General features: G+C 70.4%; 17 protein-coding genes. 8 read left to right on the top strand and 9 right to left on the bottom strand.

Annotation, left to right across the window (positions count from 1 at the left end; all coding sequences use genetic code 11):
• The 4 genes from AB0B89_RS28440 to AB0B89_RS28425 all read right to left on the bottom strand — a co-directional run.
• Nucleotides 1–1,157: branched-chain amino acid ABC transporter permease (locus AB0B89_RS28440; protein WP_358558965.1), on the bottom strand; the 1,157-nt coding region annotated here is incomplete at its 3' end.
• On the bottom strand, nt 1,150–2,040 hold the full coding sequence (locus AB0B89_RS28435) for a branched-chain amino acid ABC transporter permease (RefSeq protein WP_358558964.1): 891 nt from the start codon (nt 2,038–2,040) through the stop codon (nt 1,150–1,152). The genes AB0B89_RS28440 and AB0B89_RS28435, both read right to left, overlap by 8 nt.
• Nucleotides 2,037–2,840, bottom strand: coding sequence for an ABC transporter ATP-binding protein (locus AB0B89_RS28430; RefSeq protein WP_358558962.1), 804 nt, complete (start codon nt 2,838–2,840; stop codon nt 2,037–2,039). The genes AB0B89_RS28435 and AB0B89_RS28430 overlap by 4 nt, the downstream gene beginning before the upstream one ends.
• Nucleotides 2,837–3,664 carry an ABC transporter ATP-binding protein gene (locus tag AB0B89_RS28425; RefSeq protein ID WP_358558960.1) on the bottom strand — a complete coding sequence of 276 codons (828 nt, stop codon included), beginning with the start codon at nt 3,662–3,664 and terminating at the stop codon, nt 2,837–2,839. The genes AB0B89_RS28430 and AB0B89_RS28425 overlap by 4 nt, the downstream gene beginning before the upstream one ends.
• A gap of 187 nt (nt 3,665–3,851) precedes the next feature.
• Between AB0B89_RS28425 and AB0B89_RS28420 the strand changes: the two genes are divergently transcribed.
• Together AB0B89_RS28420 and AB0B89_RS28415 are read left to right on the top strand one after the other, a co-directional pair.
• Entirely contained in the window at nt 3,852–5,147 is a 1,296-nt protein-coding gene (locus tag AB0B89_RS28420; RefSeq protein ID WP_358558958.1) for a helix-turn-helix domain-containing protein, read from the top strand.
• 142 nt (nt 5,148–5,289) lie between these two features.
• Nucleotides 5,290–5,736: an SRPBCC family protein gene (locus AB0B89_RS28415; protein ID WP_358558956.1), complete on the top strand. Its 447-nt coding sequence runs from the start codon at nt 5,290–5,292 to the stop codon at nt 5,734–5,736.
• Here AB0B89_RS28415 and AB0B89_RS28410 read toward each other — a convergent pair.
• A complete protein-coding gene (locus tag AB0B89_RS28410; RefSeq protein WP_358558954.1) occupies nt 5,733–6,101 on the bottom strand; it encodes an STAS domain-containing protein in 369 nt (122 codons plus the stop codon). The two genes, AB0B89_RS28415 and AB0B89_RS28410, sit on opposite strands and share 4 nt — an antisense overlap.
• Nucleotides 6,102–6,351: 250 nt before the next feature.
• Between AB0B89_RS28410 and ppk2 the strand changes: the two genes are divergently transcribed.
• Nucleotides 6,352–7,323, top strand: coding sequence for a polyphosphate kinase 2 (gene ppk2 / locus AB0B89_RS28405; RefSeq protein ID WP_358558952.1), 972 nt, complete (start codon nt 6,352–6,354; stop codon nt 7,321–7,323).
• 102 nt (nt 7,324–7,425) lie between these two features.
• The gene (locus AB0B89_RS28400) at nt 7,426–7,893 is read left to right on the top strand and encodes an ATP-binding protein (protein ID WP_358558950.1); all 468 of its coding nucleotides are present in this window, start codon (nt 7,426–7,428) and stop codon (nt 7,891–7,893) included.
• Between the two features lie 14 nt (nt 7,894–7,907).
• Here the strand turns inward: AB0B89_RS28400 and AB0B89_RS28395 are convergent, their stop codons facing one another.
• Nucleotides 7,908–8,882: a LuxR C-terminal-related transcriptional regulator gene (locus tag AB0B89_RS28395; protein WP_358558948.1), complete on the bottom strand. Its 975-nt coding sequence runs from the start codon at nt 8,880–8,882 to the stop codon at nt 7,908–7,910.
• 129 nt (nt 8,883–9,011) lie between these two features.
• On the opposite strand from AB0B89_RS28395, the gene AB0B89_RS28390 reads away from it, so the two are divergent.
• From AB0B89_RS28390 to AB0B89_RS28380, 3 genes are all read left to right on the top strand, one after another.
• The gene (locus AB0B89_RS28390; RefSeq protein WP_358558946.1) at nt 9,012–10,616 is read left to right on the top strand and encodes an ABC transporter substrate-binding protein; all 1,605 of its coding nucleotides are present in this window, start codon (nt 9,012–9,014) and stop codon (nt 10,614–10,616) included.
• Between the two features lie 139 nt (nt 10,617–10,755).
• The gene (locus AB0B89_RS28385; protein ID WP_358558944.1) at nt 10,756–11,682 is read left to right on the top strand and encodes an ABC transporter permease; all 927 of its coding nucleotides are present in this window, start codon (nt 10,756–10,758) and stop codon (nt 11,680–11,682) included.
• On the top strand, nt 11,675–12,583 hold the full coding sequence (locus tag AB0B89_RS28380; protein WP_358558942.1) for an ABC transporter permease: 909 nt from the start codon (nt 11,675–11,677) through the stop codon (nt 12,581–12,583). The genes AB0B89_RS28385 and AB0B89_RS28380 overlap by 8 nt, the downstream gene beginning before the upstream one ends.
• A gap of 144 nt (nt 12,584–12,727) precedes the next feature.
• Here AB0B89_RS28380 and AB0B89_RS28375 read toward each other — a convergent pair whose 3' ends face one another.
• On the bottom strand, nt 12,728–13,072 hold the full coding sequence (locus AB0B89_RS28375) for a DUF1036 domain-containing protein (protein WP_358558940.1): 345 nt from the start codon (nt 13,070–13,072) through the stop codon (nt 12,728–12,730).
• 6 nt (nt 13,073–13,078) lie between these two features.
• Nucleotides 13,079–13,288: a hypothetical protein gene (locus AB0B89_RS28370; RefSeq protein ID WP_358558938.1), complete on the bottom strand. Its 210-nt coding sequence runs from the start codon at nt 13,286–13,288 to the stop codon at nt 13,079–13,081.
• A gap of 177 nt (nt 13,289–13,465) precedes the next feature.
• Here AB0B89_RS28370 and AB0B89_RS28365 point away from each other — a divergent pair, with 177 nt between their 5' ends.
• Nucleotides 13,466–14,281: a class I SAM-dependent methyltransferase gene (locus AB0B89_RS28365; protein WP_358558936.1), complete on the top strand. Its 816-nt coding sequence runs from the start codon at nt 13,466–13,468 to the stop codon at nt 14,279–14,281.
• Here AB0B89_RS28365 and AB0B89_RS28360 read toward each other — a convergent pair.
• Complete coding sequence (locus tag AB0B89_RS28360; protein ID WP_358558934.1) at nt 14,269–14,547, bottom strand: hypothetical protein; 279 nt, start codon at nt 14,545–14,547, stop codon at nt 14,269–14,271. The two genes, AB0B89_RS28365 and AB0B89_RS28360, sit on opposite strands and share 13 nt — an antisense overlap.
• Nucleotides 14,548–15,293 lie beyond the last annotated feature (746 nt).

Below are 15,293 nucleotides of genomic sequence, written 5' to 3'. Positions count from 1 at the left end.
GTGTCGGGAGAGGGGGACGGAGAAGGTGAGGAGGAGAGCCGGATCTCCGGGGCGCGGGCGGGTGACGTCCGGCCGGTGATCGTCGCGCGCAGCCTGCCGAGGAGCCCGGCCAGGCCGCCGGGCAGGAAGAGCACCACCGTGACCACGGCCGCGCCGTACAGGATGCGGGCCGCCTCGGCGGGGGACACCCCGCCGGAGCCGGGCTCGGCGATCAGCGGCAGAGCGTCGCTGTAGCGGGTGAGGAGCTGGGGCAGCACCGAGACGAAGACCGCCCCGATGACCGCGCCCCCGACCGACCCCAGCCCGCCGATGACGATCATGGCGAGGTAGTCCAGCGACAGCAGCATGCCGAAGTGGTCCGGCACGGTCCGCTGGAAGACCAGGGCGAGCATCACCCCGGCGAGCCCCCCGTACATCGAGGACAGGACGAAGACCCCGGCCCGGAAGCGGGCGACGGGGACGCCCATGACGCCCGCGGCGATCTCGTGGTCGCGGATGGTGTTCATGGCCGGCCCCGGACGGCCGCGCAGCACGCCGCGCGCGAACGCGGCGGAGCCCAGCACCGCGAGCAGCCCGAGGAACCACAGGCGCTCCAGGGAACCGAACGGCACGTCGAGGATGACCAGCGTGGGGGAGTCGGCGAAGACCAGCCCGAACAGCTCCAGCGGCGGTACGGCCCGGCCGTTGTAGCCGCCGGTGACGGACTCGGCGTTGAACAGCAGGTGCTGCCCGAGGAAGATCAGCGCGAGGGTGGCGATGCCGAGGTAGGCGCCCTTGAGGCGGCCCGCGATGGGGCTGAACAGGCCGCCCGCGAGCCCCGCCGTCAGCACGGCCAGCACCGCCGCGAGCGGGGTGGGCAGGCCGAGGCCGCCGAGCGCGTGCCGCGCTCCCTCCTCGGGGACGGCGGCGAAGTACACGTAGGCGTAGGCGCCGACCGCCAGGAAGAAGGCGTGGCCCATGGACAGCTGCCCGGTGGAGCCGGTCAGCAGGTTGATCCCGATGGCGCCGACGGCCGCCGACATCGCGAACAACCCGGTCTGCAGCCAGAACCCCTCCAGGTAGAAGGGTACGGCCGTCGCCACCACCGCCCCCGCCACCAAGATCGGCACCCTGGCGAGCCGGAACCGTGCGGCGGGCCTCCTGCGAAGGTCAGACACGGGCGGTCTCCCTGGTTCCGAACAGTCCGGCCGGGCGCAGCAGCAGGATGACGACCATGACCAGGAACGGCGCGACGTCCCCGATGCCCCGCCCGAGGAAGGCGAGCTGGTTCTGGTAGCCGGTCATGAGCGCCTCGGTGACCCCGACGATCAGTCCGCCGGCCAGGGCGCCGGTCGTGGAGTCGAGCCCGCCGAGGATCGCCGCGGGGAAGGCCTTGATCGCCGCGAAGGAGGTGCCCCGGTCCAGCCCCGGCGTCGGGAACACGCAGAGGAACACCGCGGCGACCGCCGCCAGCGCCCCCGCCACCGCCCACGCGCTCAGGGAGACGCGGCCGAGCCGGATGCCCATCAGCGAGGCCGTCTCCGCGTCCTCGGCGGTGGCCCGCATCGCGATGCCCCAGCCCGTGTACGTGAACGCGAGCAGGAACAGCGCGATCAGCGCCGCGGCCGTGACCAGTGCCACGATCCGGGTCTCGGCGACCGTCACCGGCCCGAGGTGGACCACCGAGTCGCCCCAGGGGTCGCCGAGCGCGAGGATCTCGGTGCCGATCTGCCGGGTCAGCTCGGTGGTGAGCACGATGTCGAGGCCGATGGTGACGATCGCCAGCACGCTGTGCGAGGTCACACCGGCCCGCCGGATGACGAGGAACTCCACCAGTGCCCCGATGACCGCCGCCGAGGCGACGCCGGCCAGCAGCGCGGCCCAGAAGCCGGTCACCGGCTGGAGGCGGGCGACGAGGTACCCCCCGGCCAGCAGCAGCGACGCGTGCGCGAAGTTGACCACCTCGGTGGCCTTGAAGATGACGACGAAGCCGAGGGCGATCAGCGCGTAGACCGCCCCGATGGAGATCCCGTTGACGAGGAGCTCCAGGAACGTGATCACATGTCCTCCTGGGAGCTCGTGCCGAGGTAGGCGCGGATGACCTGGGGATCGTCCTGCACCTCTTCGGGTGTGCCGTCGGCGATGCGGCGCCCGAAGTCGAGGACGGTGACCCGGTCGGCGAGGCGCATGACCATGCCCATGTCGTGCTCGACGAGCAGGATCGAGATGCCGAGGCTCTGCCTGACCGCGACGATCAGCTCGGCCATGTCCAGCCGCTCGCCGCCGTTCATCCCCGCCACGGGCTCGTCGAGCAGCAGCAGCCGGGGCTCCATGCACAGGGCGCGGGCCAGCTCCACCCGTTTCTGCACGCCGTACGGCAGGAGCCCCACGGGCGTGCCGACGTGGTCGCCGAGGCCCACGAAGGCGGCGATCTCGGCCGCGCGGGCCCGGTGCCGCGCCCACTCCCGGCGGGCCGGCGGCAGGCGCAGGCCGGAGGAGAGGAAACCGGCCCTGGTCAGCCGGTGGCGTCCGAGCATGAGGTTGTCGAGCACCGGCAGGTGGCGGGAGAGAGCGATGTTCTGGAACGTCCGGGCCACCCCCAGCGCGGCGACCCGGTGGGGCGGCAGCGCCGTCAGCTCGGCGTCGCCGAAGCGGACGCTGCCGGACGTCGCCCGGTACACCCCGGACAGCACGTTGAAGAAGGTCGACTTGCCGGCGCCGTTCGGCCCGATGACCGCGTGTACGGTGCCCGGCGCGACGGCGAGGCTCACGCCGGAAAGGGCCGTCAGCCCGGCGAAGCGCACGGTGACGTCCCTGACGTCGAGAAGGGGCATACCGTCCGGTTGGTATGACGTGGTCATGGGGACCACCTCGTCAGCGTCCGGCGCCCCGGCTCGCCGGCCGGTCGCGCGGGGTCCTCGCCCGGCGGGCCGGTGACGCCGAGGTACCGGCGCCTCACCTCGTCCCCCGCCGCCAGTTCGGCCGTCGGGCCGTCGAGCACCACCTCGCCGACCGACAGGACGTACGCGTGCGAGGCCAGCGACAGGGCCAGGGCCACGTTCTGCTCGATGAGCAGGACCGAGGTGCCACGGGCGTTGATCTCCTTGACGGTCTCGGCGATGCGGGCGGAGACCAGAGGGGCGAGGCCGAGGGTGGGCTCGTCCAGGAGCAGCAGGGCGGGACGCGCCATCAGGGCCCTGCCGATCGCCAGCATCTGCTGCTCGCCCCCGGAGAGCAGGCCGGCCCTTTGACGGGCGCGCTCGGCGAGGACGGGGAACAGGCTCAGGACCTCTTCCCGTGCCCGCGCGGCCTCCTTGCCGCCACGGGCGCCGAGCGCGCCGGCGCGGAGGTTCTCCTCCACGGTCATCCGCGCGAACACGCGCCGCCCCTCGGGGACCTGCGTCACGCCCCGCGCCACGACGCCCGGCGCGGACACCCCGGACAAACGCGTCCCCGCCCAGGTGACCGCCCCGCCGCCCACGGCTCCCCGGTGGAAGCGCAGCGTCCCCGAGATCGCCCGCAGCAGCGTCGTCTTCCCCGCGCCGTTCGCGCCGAGGACGGCGACGATCGATCCGGAAGGCACCCGGAGGGACACCCCGCGCAGCGCGCGCACCGGGCCGTAGCTCACCACCAGTTCGCTGACCGCCAGCCCCGCGTCACCGGGCGGGGGCGCCGTGGCGTCCATGTCGTTCCTCCTGACAGTCGGTGCAGGCACACGTAAACGCCGCATGCGCACCGTCGTCCAGATGCGGCGGTGAAGTCGGGACCGGTGCCCACCACCGCGGGAAGGCCGTTGTGCGCCCGCACAACGGCGAGTCACGAAACGAAACCGAACCTTGTTCCGTATGGGAGCGGGTGGCAGTCTCTGAAGGATGGCCGCCAAGCGAAACGAGCACGTCGACGAGAAGGTACGGCACGTGTTGCGCATCGCCGCCGCCCGGCTGCTCGAACGCCTGCCCGAGCTGACCGACGAGCTGGTGACCCGGGTGCGCGAGGGCGACGAGGCGTACCGCAAGCTCGTCACCCTCGAAGATCACTGGCGGAGCACCGAGGAGGGCCTGAGGATCGGCATCGAGGCGATCCTGCAGAGGCCCGAGGAGCGCCGCGACCTCACGTTCGCCAGGAAGATGGCGGGCCGCCGCGCCGACCAGGGCCTGCCCATGGACTCACTGATGCGCATGTACCGGCTGTCCGCGCAGGTGACCTGGGCCGGCTTCGTGGAGCTGATCGAGCGGGAACACCCCGAACTGCTCGGCGCCCTGGTCCGGACCGCGACGCATGTCTGGCACGCGATCGACAGGCAGGCCATGATGGCCGCCGACACCTACAGGCGGCGGGAGAAGGAGCTGCTCGGGCGCAGCAACGAGCGGGTGAACGCGCTGCTGGACGACCTCCTGGAGGGCACCGGCGACGCGGCCGTGGCCCGGTCGGCCGCCGCGGCGCTCGACCTGCCGGAGCGCGGTCGTTATGCGGTGGTCACAATCAGGCTCCCCCTGCGCCACGACCACTACGGCCACCGCACCGGCCGGGCCTGCCACGCTCCCGGAAGGCCCGGCAGGGACGGGCACGGAGCCCCCGCCACGGAGGGCGGGCGGCACGGGGCGGACGCCCATCCGGCGACGCTCGGGCCGATGCGGCTGCTGTGGCGGATGCGCACCCAGCACGAGGTGGCCGTCGTCGCCCTCGGGGAAGGCACGCTGGAGGAGCTGGTCGAGGGGATGACCCCGCTCGTGTACGGCCCGGCGGGGGTCAGCCCGGTCGTCGGGGGGCTCGACGAGCTGGGCACCGCCAGGAAGCTCGCCGAGATCGCCATGCGCACGTGCTCGGGCTGCGGGCCGGAGATCGCCCGGCTGGACCGGCGGCTGCCCTCGGCGCTGGTGGTCTGCGAGCCCGAGCTGGCGGGCCACCTGACCTCCGAGGTCCTCGGAACGCTGCTCGCCCTGGACCCGGCCGATCGCGACGTGCTGCTGGCCACCCTCTCGGCCTGGCTGCGATGCGAGGGCTCGGCCGCGCGCGCCGCCGGGCAGCTGTACTGCCACCGCAACACGGTCTTCAACCGCATCCGGCGCGTCGAGCAGCTGACCGGGCGCTCCGTGTCCCGCCCCCGTGACATCGTCGAGCTCGCCCTGGCGCTGGAGGCGGTGCGCCTGCTCAGCACGGCGCAGTGATGGATGATGGAAGTGAGCGCCGGGCTGACCGTGCGCTGAGCGTCCGCTTCGAGCGTGGTCGCGACCGGGCCGGGCCCATCCCGGGGTGCTCCGGGAGGAGAGGGGAAGGCGGTGGGACCCGATCGAGGCGAGAGGAGTCCGAATGGACGAGGTGTGCCTGAAGATCGACGCGCCCCCCAGAAAGGTATGGGACCTCGTCACCGACGTCACCCGCTACGGCGAGTGGAGTCCTGAGAGCACCGGCGGCCATTGGCTCGCGGGCGTGGGCGGGCGGCTGGGCGCCTCGTTCCGTGGACGCAACCGCAGGGGCCCGTTCCACTGGGCGACCACCTGCACCGTGGTCGAGTGGGAGCGCCCCCGCCGGTTCACCTTCGAGGTGGAGCTGTCACGGATGCGCTGGGGCTACCGCCTCATGCCCGACGGCGACGGCACGGTGCTGTGCGAGTGGCGGGAGCACATCGGGTCACCGGTCGCGCCGGTGCGCGCGCTGCTCGCCCTCGGCTTCCTCGGCAGGGACCGCGAGGCCCTCATGGTGGAGGGGATGCGCAGCACCCTGCGGAGGATCAAGGCAGCCGCCGAGAAGCCCTAGAGGTCCGGTTCCTCCCGACCGGCCACGGCGGCCAGCGAGGCGGTCACGTCGGCGTCGATGGTGAAGGCGGCGTCCAGCCGGGTGAGCGCGAACAGGCGCCGCAGGAAGCCGTTCACCCCGGCGAGCCGGACCCACCCGCCGGCCCTCTCCGCCTGACGGTGGACCTCAAGCAGGATCCAGAGGCCGCCGGAGTCGCAGAACCCGAGCTCGGTGACGTCGATGACGATGCGGTCGCGTCCCTCGGCGACGAGGGCGCGCAGCTGTTCCCTGGCGGTGGAGTACGTGGTCGCGTCCAGGTCGCCGATGATCGCGACGAGCGTGCAATCAGGGTCACGATGACTGCTGATCGCCAGTTTCAGACCCATCCGGCCGCTCCCTGTGCCGAACGTCAAAGACGGAGGCGTTCAACTCGCGTGATCCTTGCGGTTCAATGGTCGCATCGCGCCGCCGCGCCTGGACGGTTTTCGCCTGCTATGTACTTCGATCGAGACCTGCGGCCGCCAGTGTATCGCCGACGCCGGTCCGGAAAGGCACTCAGGACGCGGGTGCCGGACTCCGGCCCCGCACGGCTCCACTGTGCTACTGACCGGTACAAACATATGTAAAACTGGCGGTATGGAGCCTTCGGAAGTTCTCTATCCTCAGGCCGCCGAGTCGAGCGAACTGCTCGACCGTACCCCCGGACTCTGGGTCGATTCCAGTGACGACGACGACCCGGTGCTGCTGTACGCCGACGGGCGCGTGGTGGACACCTGGCGGGAGCACTACCCCTACACCGAACGGATGTCGCGCTCCGAGTACGAGCAGACCAAGCGGCTGCTGCAGATCGAACTGCTGAAGCTCCAGTACTGGATCAAGGACACCGGGGGCCGGCTGGTGATCCTCTTCGAGGGCCGCGACGCCGCCGGCAAAGGCGGGACGATCAAGCGGTTCATGGAGCACCTCAACCCCCGCGGGGCGAGCGTGGTGGCCCTGGAGAAGCCCAGTGAGCGCGAGCGCACGCAGTGGTATTTCCAGCGGTACGTCGCCCACCTCCCCGCCGCCGGAGAGATCGCCCTGTTCGACCGGTCCTGGTACAACCGCGCCGGGGTCGAGTGGGTCATGGGCTTCTGCACGCCGCGGGAGTACAAGGAGTTCATGGTCCAGGCCCCGCTCTTCGAGCGGATGCTGGTCAGGGACGGCATCCACCTGATCAAGCTGTGGTTCTCGGTGTCCCACCGCGAGCAGCGCACCCGGTTCATCATCCGCCAGGTCGACCCGGTACGGCAGTGGAAGCTGTCCCCGATGGACCTCGCCTCCCTGGACAAGTGGAACGAGTACACCCGGGCCAAGGAGGACATGTTCCTCAACACCGACACCGAGGACGCGCCCTGGACCGTCATCAAGAGCAACGACAAGAAGCGCGGCCGCATCGCGGCCATGCGTCATGTCCTCAGCCAGTTCGACTACACCAACAAGGACCACGAGATCGTGGGCTCGCCCGACCCGCAGATCGTGCGCTCCGCCGCCGACATCGTCGAGGAGGACCACACGGCCCCGCCGCCGGAAGGCGCCGAAGCCGAAAAGTCCTCCTCGCAGGCCATATAGGCCCTCCCGGTGGGGACCATGTTCCTACCTTTTGGCGACATCTCTAAAGATGACCCCGGCGTCCTTAACAGGGCGCGAGCAGCTCACTAACGGGGGGGTCGCATGACTTCATCAGGGTACGGCAGGGCGGATTCGGCCAGTGATCGCGTGATGCACCTCGCCGGCGATCCCGACGCGGTGGCCAGGGCCCGGCGGCTGGTGTCCTCCGCGCTCGGGAAGAAGCATCCGCTCCACGACGACTGCGTCCTTCTGACCAGCGAGATCGCCACCAACGCGGTCGTACACTCCGACTCGGGCGGCGGCGGGACCTTCACGCTCAGCGTGTCCTACGCGGCCGACTGGGTGCGCATCGCCTGCCAGGACGCCGGCTCTCTCGACCCTCCCTTCGGATGGCGCCCCTCCTCCCCGCTCGACACCGGGGGCCGGGGCCTGCTCCTGCTGGAGGCGCTCGCCCACCGCTGGGGCTTCATCCGCGAGGCCGGGACCAACAACGTGTGGTTCGAGATGCACGTCGACCTGCTGAACCCCTCGCCCGCCACACCCCAGGGAGCCCTGCGGGTCGCCCGCTGAGCTCCCCTCGGTGATCAGGGGAGGTCGAGGCGGCAGAGTCCCTCGGCCAGGACCTTGGTCGTCAGGCGCGTACGGCTGTCGCAGCCCAGCTTGGCGAAGATGTGCTCCAGGTGGGTGGTCACCGTACGGACGCTCAGCACCAGCACCGCCGCGATCTGCGGGTTGGAGTCGCCGAGCGCGACCCTGGTGAGCACCTCGATCTCCCTGGCCGTCAGGTCGTACGGCAGGGCGCACGGCCGCTCGGCGATCACCGCGCCCTGGATGGCGCCGTGGAAGCCCACCCCGGCGCGGTGGACGCGTACCTCGCGCCACTGGCCCGACGAGTCGAGCCACAGCCCGCGCCGCGACAGCTCACGCGAGTCGATGAAGTCCCTGGCCAGCTCGGCCATGGCCGGCTCCCGGCCGACGGCCTCGGAAGCCGGCCACCCGGCGACCGCGCGGCGCCGCCCGCCGCGCTCGAAGGCCACCGCGTGGAAGCCCGGGGGCAGCCCGAGCGGGTCGATCACGCAGCGGGTGAGGTCGGTGACGTGGGCCAGGGCGCTGGAGACGGCGCTGATCACGGTGGTCGTCTCGGGCGGGAGCGCCTCGCGGGAGTTGACGTGCAGCAGGCCGGTGTACCTGCCCTCGGTCACGAACAGCGGCGCGGTCAGCCCCGAGCGCCAGCCGTACGGCGCGAGGTGCCTGCGGTAGTAGAGCTCGGTGCCGGGGGAGCCCATGGGCAGCGGGACGCGGGAGGCCATGGCGCGCCGGTAGGGGTCGAGGCGGGCGTACTCCTCGGCGGCGTCCGCGTCGACCCTCGCGTATCCGGAGGACACCAGGCTGCGGTGGCGCCCCGTCGCCGGGTCGAACGCGACGAACTCGTACGCCTCCACCGGGATGATCTTCCGCAGCGCCGTCATCGCGCCGTGGGCCCCGGATCCGCCCGCCACCTGGAATCCTACTTCCGTGAACGCGTGGAGGTGGCGTGCGCTCAGGGTGATCTGATCCATCGGTCCTCCACTCTCAGCTTGCCCGAGACAGATCTTTCCAGGGAATACGTAAGTTTGCCGATGCAGACACTTGCCACGCTATTTAGCCTCTCCGGCATCACGCCGGTGCGACGGAGAGGCAGAGGAACAGTGACGGTCCTGAAGAAGGCGCGAGGTGCCGCCGTCCTCCTCGCGGCGGCGCTCACGGTGGGCGCCTGTGGGGGTTCCAGCGGAGGTTCCAGCGGTGACCAGGGCGGACAGGGGGCCGGCCAGTTCTCCGTGGCGCTCAACGAGCCCGATCACCTGACCCCGGGGAACACGTCGAGCAGCTACTCGATCACGGTGCTGCAGGCGCTGTTCGACACGCTCGTCGTGATCGACGCCAAGGGCCAGACCCGGATGCGGGCGGCCGAGTCGGTGACGAGCGACGACCAGAAGACCTGGACCATCAAGATCAAGCCGGGACAGAAGTTCCACAACGACGAGCCCGTCACCGCCGAGAGCTTCGCCGACGCCTGGAACGCCGCCGCCTACGGCCCGAACGCGTGGACCAACAACTACTACTTCGCCAACATCGAGGGCTACGACAAGCTCAACCCCGAGGCCGAGGGCGCCAAGCCCACCGCCGAGAAGCTGAGCGGCCTCAAGGTCGTCGACCCCACCACCCTTGAGGTGACCCTGACGGCGCCGTTCAGCCAGTTCCCGATCACGCTGGCCTACACGGGCTTCGCGCCGATGCCGAAGGCGGCCTTCACCGACCTCAAGGCCTACGACCAGAAGCCGATCGGCAACGGGCCCTTCGCCCTCGACGGCGACTGGGCGCACAACCAGCGGATCAAGCTGAAGAAGTTCGCCGGATACGCCGGACCCCGCCCCGCCAAGTCGGACGCGGTCCAGTTCAAGATCTACGCCAGCCGCGACACGGCGTACACCGACCTGCGGGCGAACAAGGTCGACCTGCTGCAGACCATCCCGCCGCAGAGCGCGACCGAGGCCAAGAAGCTGCTCGGCGACCGGTTCGTGCCCACGGCCAGCGGCACCATGGACTACCTCGGCTTCCCGGCGTTCGACAAGCGGTTCCAGAGCCCCGACCTGCGCAAGGCGATCTCGATGTCGATCGACCGGCAGGGCATCGTGGACGCCGTCTACAACGGCACCTTCAAGCCGATGGCCTCGCTGCTGGCGCCGCTCGTGCCGGGATACCGCGAGAACGCCTGCGGTGAGGCGTGCGCGTACGACCCGGCCAAGGCCAAGGCGCTGTTCGACAAGGCCGGTGGCTTCACCGGCACGCTGAACCTCTACTTCTCCAACGCCGACCCGAGCTACGAGCAGTGGATGCAGGCCGTCGCCAACCAGCTCAAGCAGAACCTCGGCATCGCCGACATCCAGTTCCGCAAGATCCCCGCCGCCGACTACCTGTCGACGCTGCGCGAGAAGAAGGAAGACGGCCCGTACCGCAACAACTGGGTCATGGACTACCCGAGCCCCCAGAACTACCTTGAGTCGATGTGGGGCGCGGGCAACCGCATGGGCTGGGACAACAAGCAGTTCAACGACCTGATCGCCAAGGCCAACTCGGCGTCCACCATGGAGGCGAGCATCCCGCTCTACCAGCAGGCCGAGGACGTGGCGCTCGCCGAAATGCCGATGATCCCGCTGTGGAACTGGCAGGATCAGGCCGGCTACTCCAACAAGATCACCGGCGTTCTGATCGACCCGTACAGCCCCAACCTCGACACCATCACGGTCAAGTAAGGATGCACGCGATGGGGACTCCGCGCACGGCCCCCGGCCAGCCGGGGTCCCCCCGTGCCGCCACCGGCCGCGCGGCCGGGCACGGCGGCGAAGCTCGCGCGGGCTCTCGGGCCCGCCGCGGCGGTGAGCCGGGCGCACGGTGAGGTACGCCGTCCACCGCCTGCTCCAGGCCGTCCCGGTCTTCGTGGCCACCACCTTCCTCATCTACGCCATGGTGTTCTCCCTTCCGGGCGACCCGATCCTGGCACTCGCCGGCGACAAACCGGTTCCGGAGGCCGTGCTCCAGACGCTGCGCGAGCACTACCACCTGAACGACCCGCTCATCGTGCAGTACGGCCTCTACATGGCGGGGGTCTTCCTTCGAGGCGACCTCGGGGAGACCTTCACCGGGCAGCAGGTCAGCGAGCTGCTCCAGGACCGCTGGGCGGTGACCGCGCAGCTCGCGCTCACCGCGTGGATCTTCGAGCTGGTCGTCGGCATCGGCCTCGGCGTGATCGCGGGGCTGCGCCGGGGCAGGCTCGCCGACACGGCGGTGCTGGCCGGGACGACGTTCGTGATCGCCGTCCCGGTCTTCGTCGTCGGGTACACCGCCCAGATCGTGCTCGGGCTCGACCTCGGCCTCTTCCCGACGGCGGGCACCGACGACGGGTGGCCGGCGAGCTACCTGCTGCCCGGCATGGTCCTCGGCTCCTTCGGCCTGGCGTACGTCGCCCGGCTGACCCGCACGAGCGTGGTCGAGAACCTCCGGGCCGACTACGTCCGCACGGCCGCGGCGAAGGGGCTGCGGCGGTCCAGGATCATCGGCAGGCACACCCTGCGCAACTCGCTGATCCCGGTCGTCACCTACCTCGGCGTCGACTTCGGCAACCTCATGGCGGGCGCCGTGGTCACCGAGGGCATCTTCAACCTGCCCGGCATCGGCCAGCAGGTCTTCCAGTCGATCCAGCTCCAGGAGGGTCCGGTCGTCGTCGGCGTCACCACCCTCCTGGTGATGATCTTCATCGTGGCCAACCTGCTCGTCGACCTGCTGTACGGCGTGCTCGACCCGAGGATCCGCCGTGGTTGACCTGAAGGCCTCCGTCGAGGCGACCTCGCACGGCCCGAAGCCGGAGCGGAACATCCGGGGCTCCCTGTGGTACGACGCCTGGCTCGAACTGCGCGGGCGGGTCCTGTTCTGGATCTCGGTGGTCATCCTCCTCGTCGCCTGCGCGATGGCCGCGTTCCCCTCGCTGTTCGCAAGGCTCGGCCCGAACGAGCACTGCGACCTGCGGATGTCCAAGAAGGGGCCGGGCGGCGGGGCCGTCTTCGGGTACGACCTGCAAGGTTGCGACTACTGGTCGCAGATCGTGCACGGCACCCGCGCGTCCGTGCTGATCGGCGTCGCGGTGACGGTGGCCGCGCTGCTCGTCGCCATCGTGCTCGGCCTGCTCGGCGGATACTACGGCGGCGTGCTTGACGCGATCATCTCCCGGGTGACGGACGTGTTCTTCGGCATCCCGTTCGTCCTCGGGGCGACGGTCGTGCTGGTCGCCTTCCCCGGGCACGGGATCTGGGCCATGACGATCGTCCTGGTCCTGCTCGGCTGGACCACCATGACCCGGCTCATGCGCGGCCAGGTGATCGCCATCCGGGACACCGACTACGTGCAAGCCGCGAGGGCGCTCGGCGCCGGGGACCGGCGGATCATGATCAAGCACATCCTGCCGAACGCCATCGCCCCGGTCTTCGTGGTCGCGATGCTGAACGTGGGCAACGTCATATCGGGGGAGGCCACGCTCGACTACCTCGGCGTGGGCCTGCAGTATCCGGACGTGTCGTGGGGGCTCCAGCTGAACGTGGCCCAGGTGTTCTTCGCGGAGTACCCGCACCTGCTGGTCTTCCCGGCGATGTTCCTCACCGCGAGCGTTCTGAGCTTTCTGCTCCTCGGCGACGTCGTCCGCGACGCCCTCGACCCCAAGCTCCGCTGACCCCGCCGCGGCGGGCACGGCCGCGGCACGCACGGCCGGGGGGTCAGGGGTGGTGCGCGTGACCCGCGAGGAGGGCGTAGGTGTGGCGGCGGGCGGGCGAGCCCCGATGGCACGGTGTCGGGGCCGCTCGTGGACGCGCTCCCGTCAGGGGGTGAGGTTCACGTAGTAGACGGAATAGCCGTTCATGTCGACCAGGCGGGTGCCGACGCGCCTGGCCGCGGTGCTGCCGATGTTGAGGCAGGAGTCGAACGCGTTCTGGTAGACGTAGATCGGGCCGTAGGGGCCGGTCCAGATCGCGCCGTTGGCGGCCTCGGCGTAGAAGGCGGCGTACCGGTTGCCGGTGTTGAGGACGTGCGCTTCTCCACCCGGATCGATCGCCCACCAGCCCCGGGTGCCCCACTGGCCGTAGTCGCGGCAGGTGTCGGGGCTGTAGAACATGATCGCGACCCACACCTTCGAGGTGTACTGGTTACGGAAGTGCAGCTCCATGGTCGACTACTCCTCCGGCTCGATGAACCGCTGGGAGAGCGGCCTGCTGTCGATCGCCTGCTCCGAGTGCGGTGGCAGATGCTCGCCTTCGCCCGCCACCACGACGGCCCGGTCGACCATCCCCGGGCTCTCGCTGACCTCGCCCGTGTCGGTCGACGTGACGTTCGTGAACGCCACTCGTGGATCGGGCACTCGCTCGGTGCCGTCATCCGGCATGTGACTCACCTCCTGATCACTGTGGGTAATCAAAATTAACGTACAGTCATGGCAACGGGCATGTAAAGACACGGCGGCGACAGCGCCCCCGGCCGGATGCGGCCATGCCCGCGGGCCCGCCCGAGCACCGGCCGGACCGTTCCCGGCCGTTGTGAGCGTCGGGTCTACATTGGAGGGATGGGGAGCGAGAAGGTCCACCTGACCAAGGAGAAGGAGACCCTCCTCGCCACCCTGTACGGCAGGGCCGTGCACAGCCGCGGCGATGACCCCGTGTTGCGGGACCCGCTCGCCGAGCGGGCCGTCGAGCGCATCGACTACGACTTCTCGAAGCTGAGGATGCGCTCCACCGACGCGCTCAGCGTGGCCATCCGCGTCAGGACCTTCGACACCCTCACCGCGGGCCACCTCGCCCGCGCGCCGGACACGACGGTGATCCACCTGGCCTGTGGCCTCGACACCCGCGTCTACCGCCTCGACCCGCCCGAGACCGTCCGCTGGTACGACGTCGACTACCCGGACATCGTCGCGCTACGTGAGCGGCTCTTCCCGCCCCGGTCCGGTTACACGATGATCGGCGTGCCCGCCACCGATCCGGCCTGGCTGGACCAGGTCCCCGCCGACCGGCCGGTGCTGGTCGTCGCCGAGGGCCTGATGATGTACCTCACCGCGGAGGAGGTCCACACCCTCCTGCGCCGCGTCACCGAGCGGTTCCCCACGGGGGACATCGTGTTCGACGCGCTGAGCAGCCTCGCGGTCAAGCTGAGCCGCTTCCAGCCGCAGATCAGGGCCACCGGCGCCACCCTCCGCTGGGGTCTCGACGACCCCGCCGAGCTGCCCGCCGCCGTCCCCGCCCTCCACCTGGCCTCCGAGCTCTTCTTCTCCGACGTCCCCGAGGTGTCCCGCTTCCCCACCGGCTACCGAGCCGCCCTCGCCGTCATGAACCGCTTCTACTTCCTCCGCAGGGTCGGCCGCATCCTCGCCTACCACTTCTGACCCGCGCCGCCACCCGTCCAGTCCACGCCGGAGCTGGCCGGCAGATTGCCGTCGGGGTGGAAGGCCAGCGCTTCGATACCGCCGTGATGTCCGGCGAGGGGAGCACCCAGAAGTTCACCGGTGGCCAAGTCCCACAGCCGTAGTGTGCCGTCGTGGCAGCCGGTGGCCACCATTTCGCCATCTGGGTGGAAGGCGATCGCGCAGGCGTCGACGTCGCCGGTGAGGCCATGGGGGTGCCGACGGGCTCGTGGGTGACCCAGTCCCACAGCCGTACCACCCCTTCGGTGTCGAAGGTGGCCAGCAGGTGGCCGCCTGGCCCGATAGCCACGTCGAGGAGGTCCGGGGTGGGTGGGCCCTTGAGGGGTTCGCCGGTGATCGGATCCCACGACCGTAGCGCCTGGGCGTAGCCCATGGTGGCCAGCGACCGGCCGTCAGGGTGGAAGAACAGCCGCCGCACCGAAGTGGTGTGAAGGAGAGGGGCGCCGACCGGTTTGGCGGTGGTGGCCCAGAACTGGACGCCGTTTCCGGCCTCGAGATCGCCGTGGGCCAGGACCTGGCCGTCGGGATGGAAGGCCAGTGTGTAGGCGTGATCGGGTTGACCGTACGTACTCGCGAACAGGAGCCGGTAGGCGCCGGTGACCGGATCCCACACCTGCAACCGATGGGCAAACATGCTGTAGTTGGAGCCGCCGATGGCCAGTTGCCGGTCGTCGGGATGGAAGGCCAGTGCGGAGACGTTCTTGACGACGGACTGGAACGGGTCGCCTCGGCCGGTGAGCGGGTCGCCGCCGAACAGCCGGTACAGCCCGTCGACCACGGCACGTTCGGGGGATGCCTCGTAGGCGGCCGTCCACAGTGGCCGCAGCGTCAGTCGAGCCGGGCGAGCCTGGTGAGGCCGCTCAGTGACTCGGGGAGCGCCGGCGACGGCCGACTACCAGGAGGTTTCCCATGCGTGTTTTCGTTACCGGCGCGTCCGGCTGGATCGGCTCCGCGCTCGTCCCCGAGCTCATCG

It is taken from the genome of Sphaerisporangium sp. NPDC049002, assembly GCF_040649355.1.
In the GTDB taxonomy this organism is placed as follows: domain Bacteria; phylum Actinomycetota; class Actinomycetes; order Streptosporangiales; family Streptosporangiaceae; genus Sphaerisporangium.
This window is presented reverse-complemented; position numbering and strand designations above follow the sequence as displayed.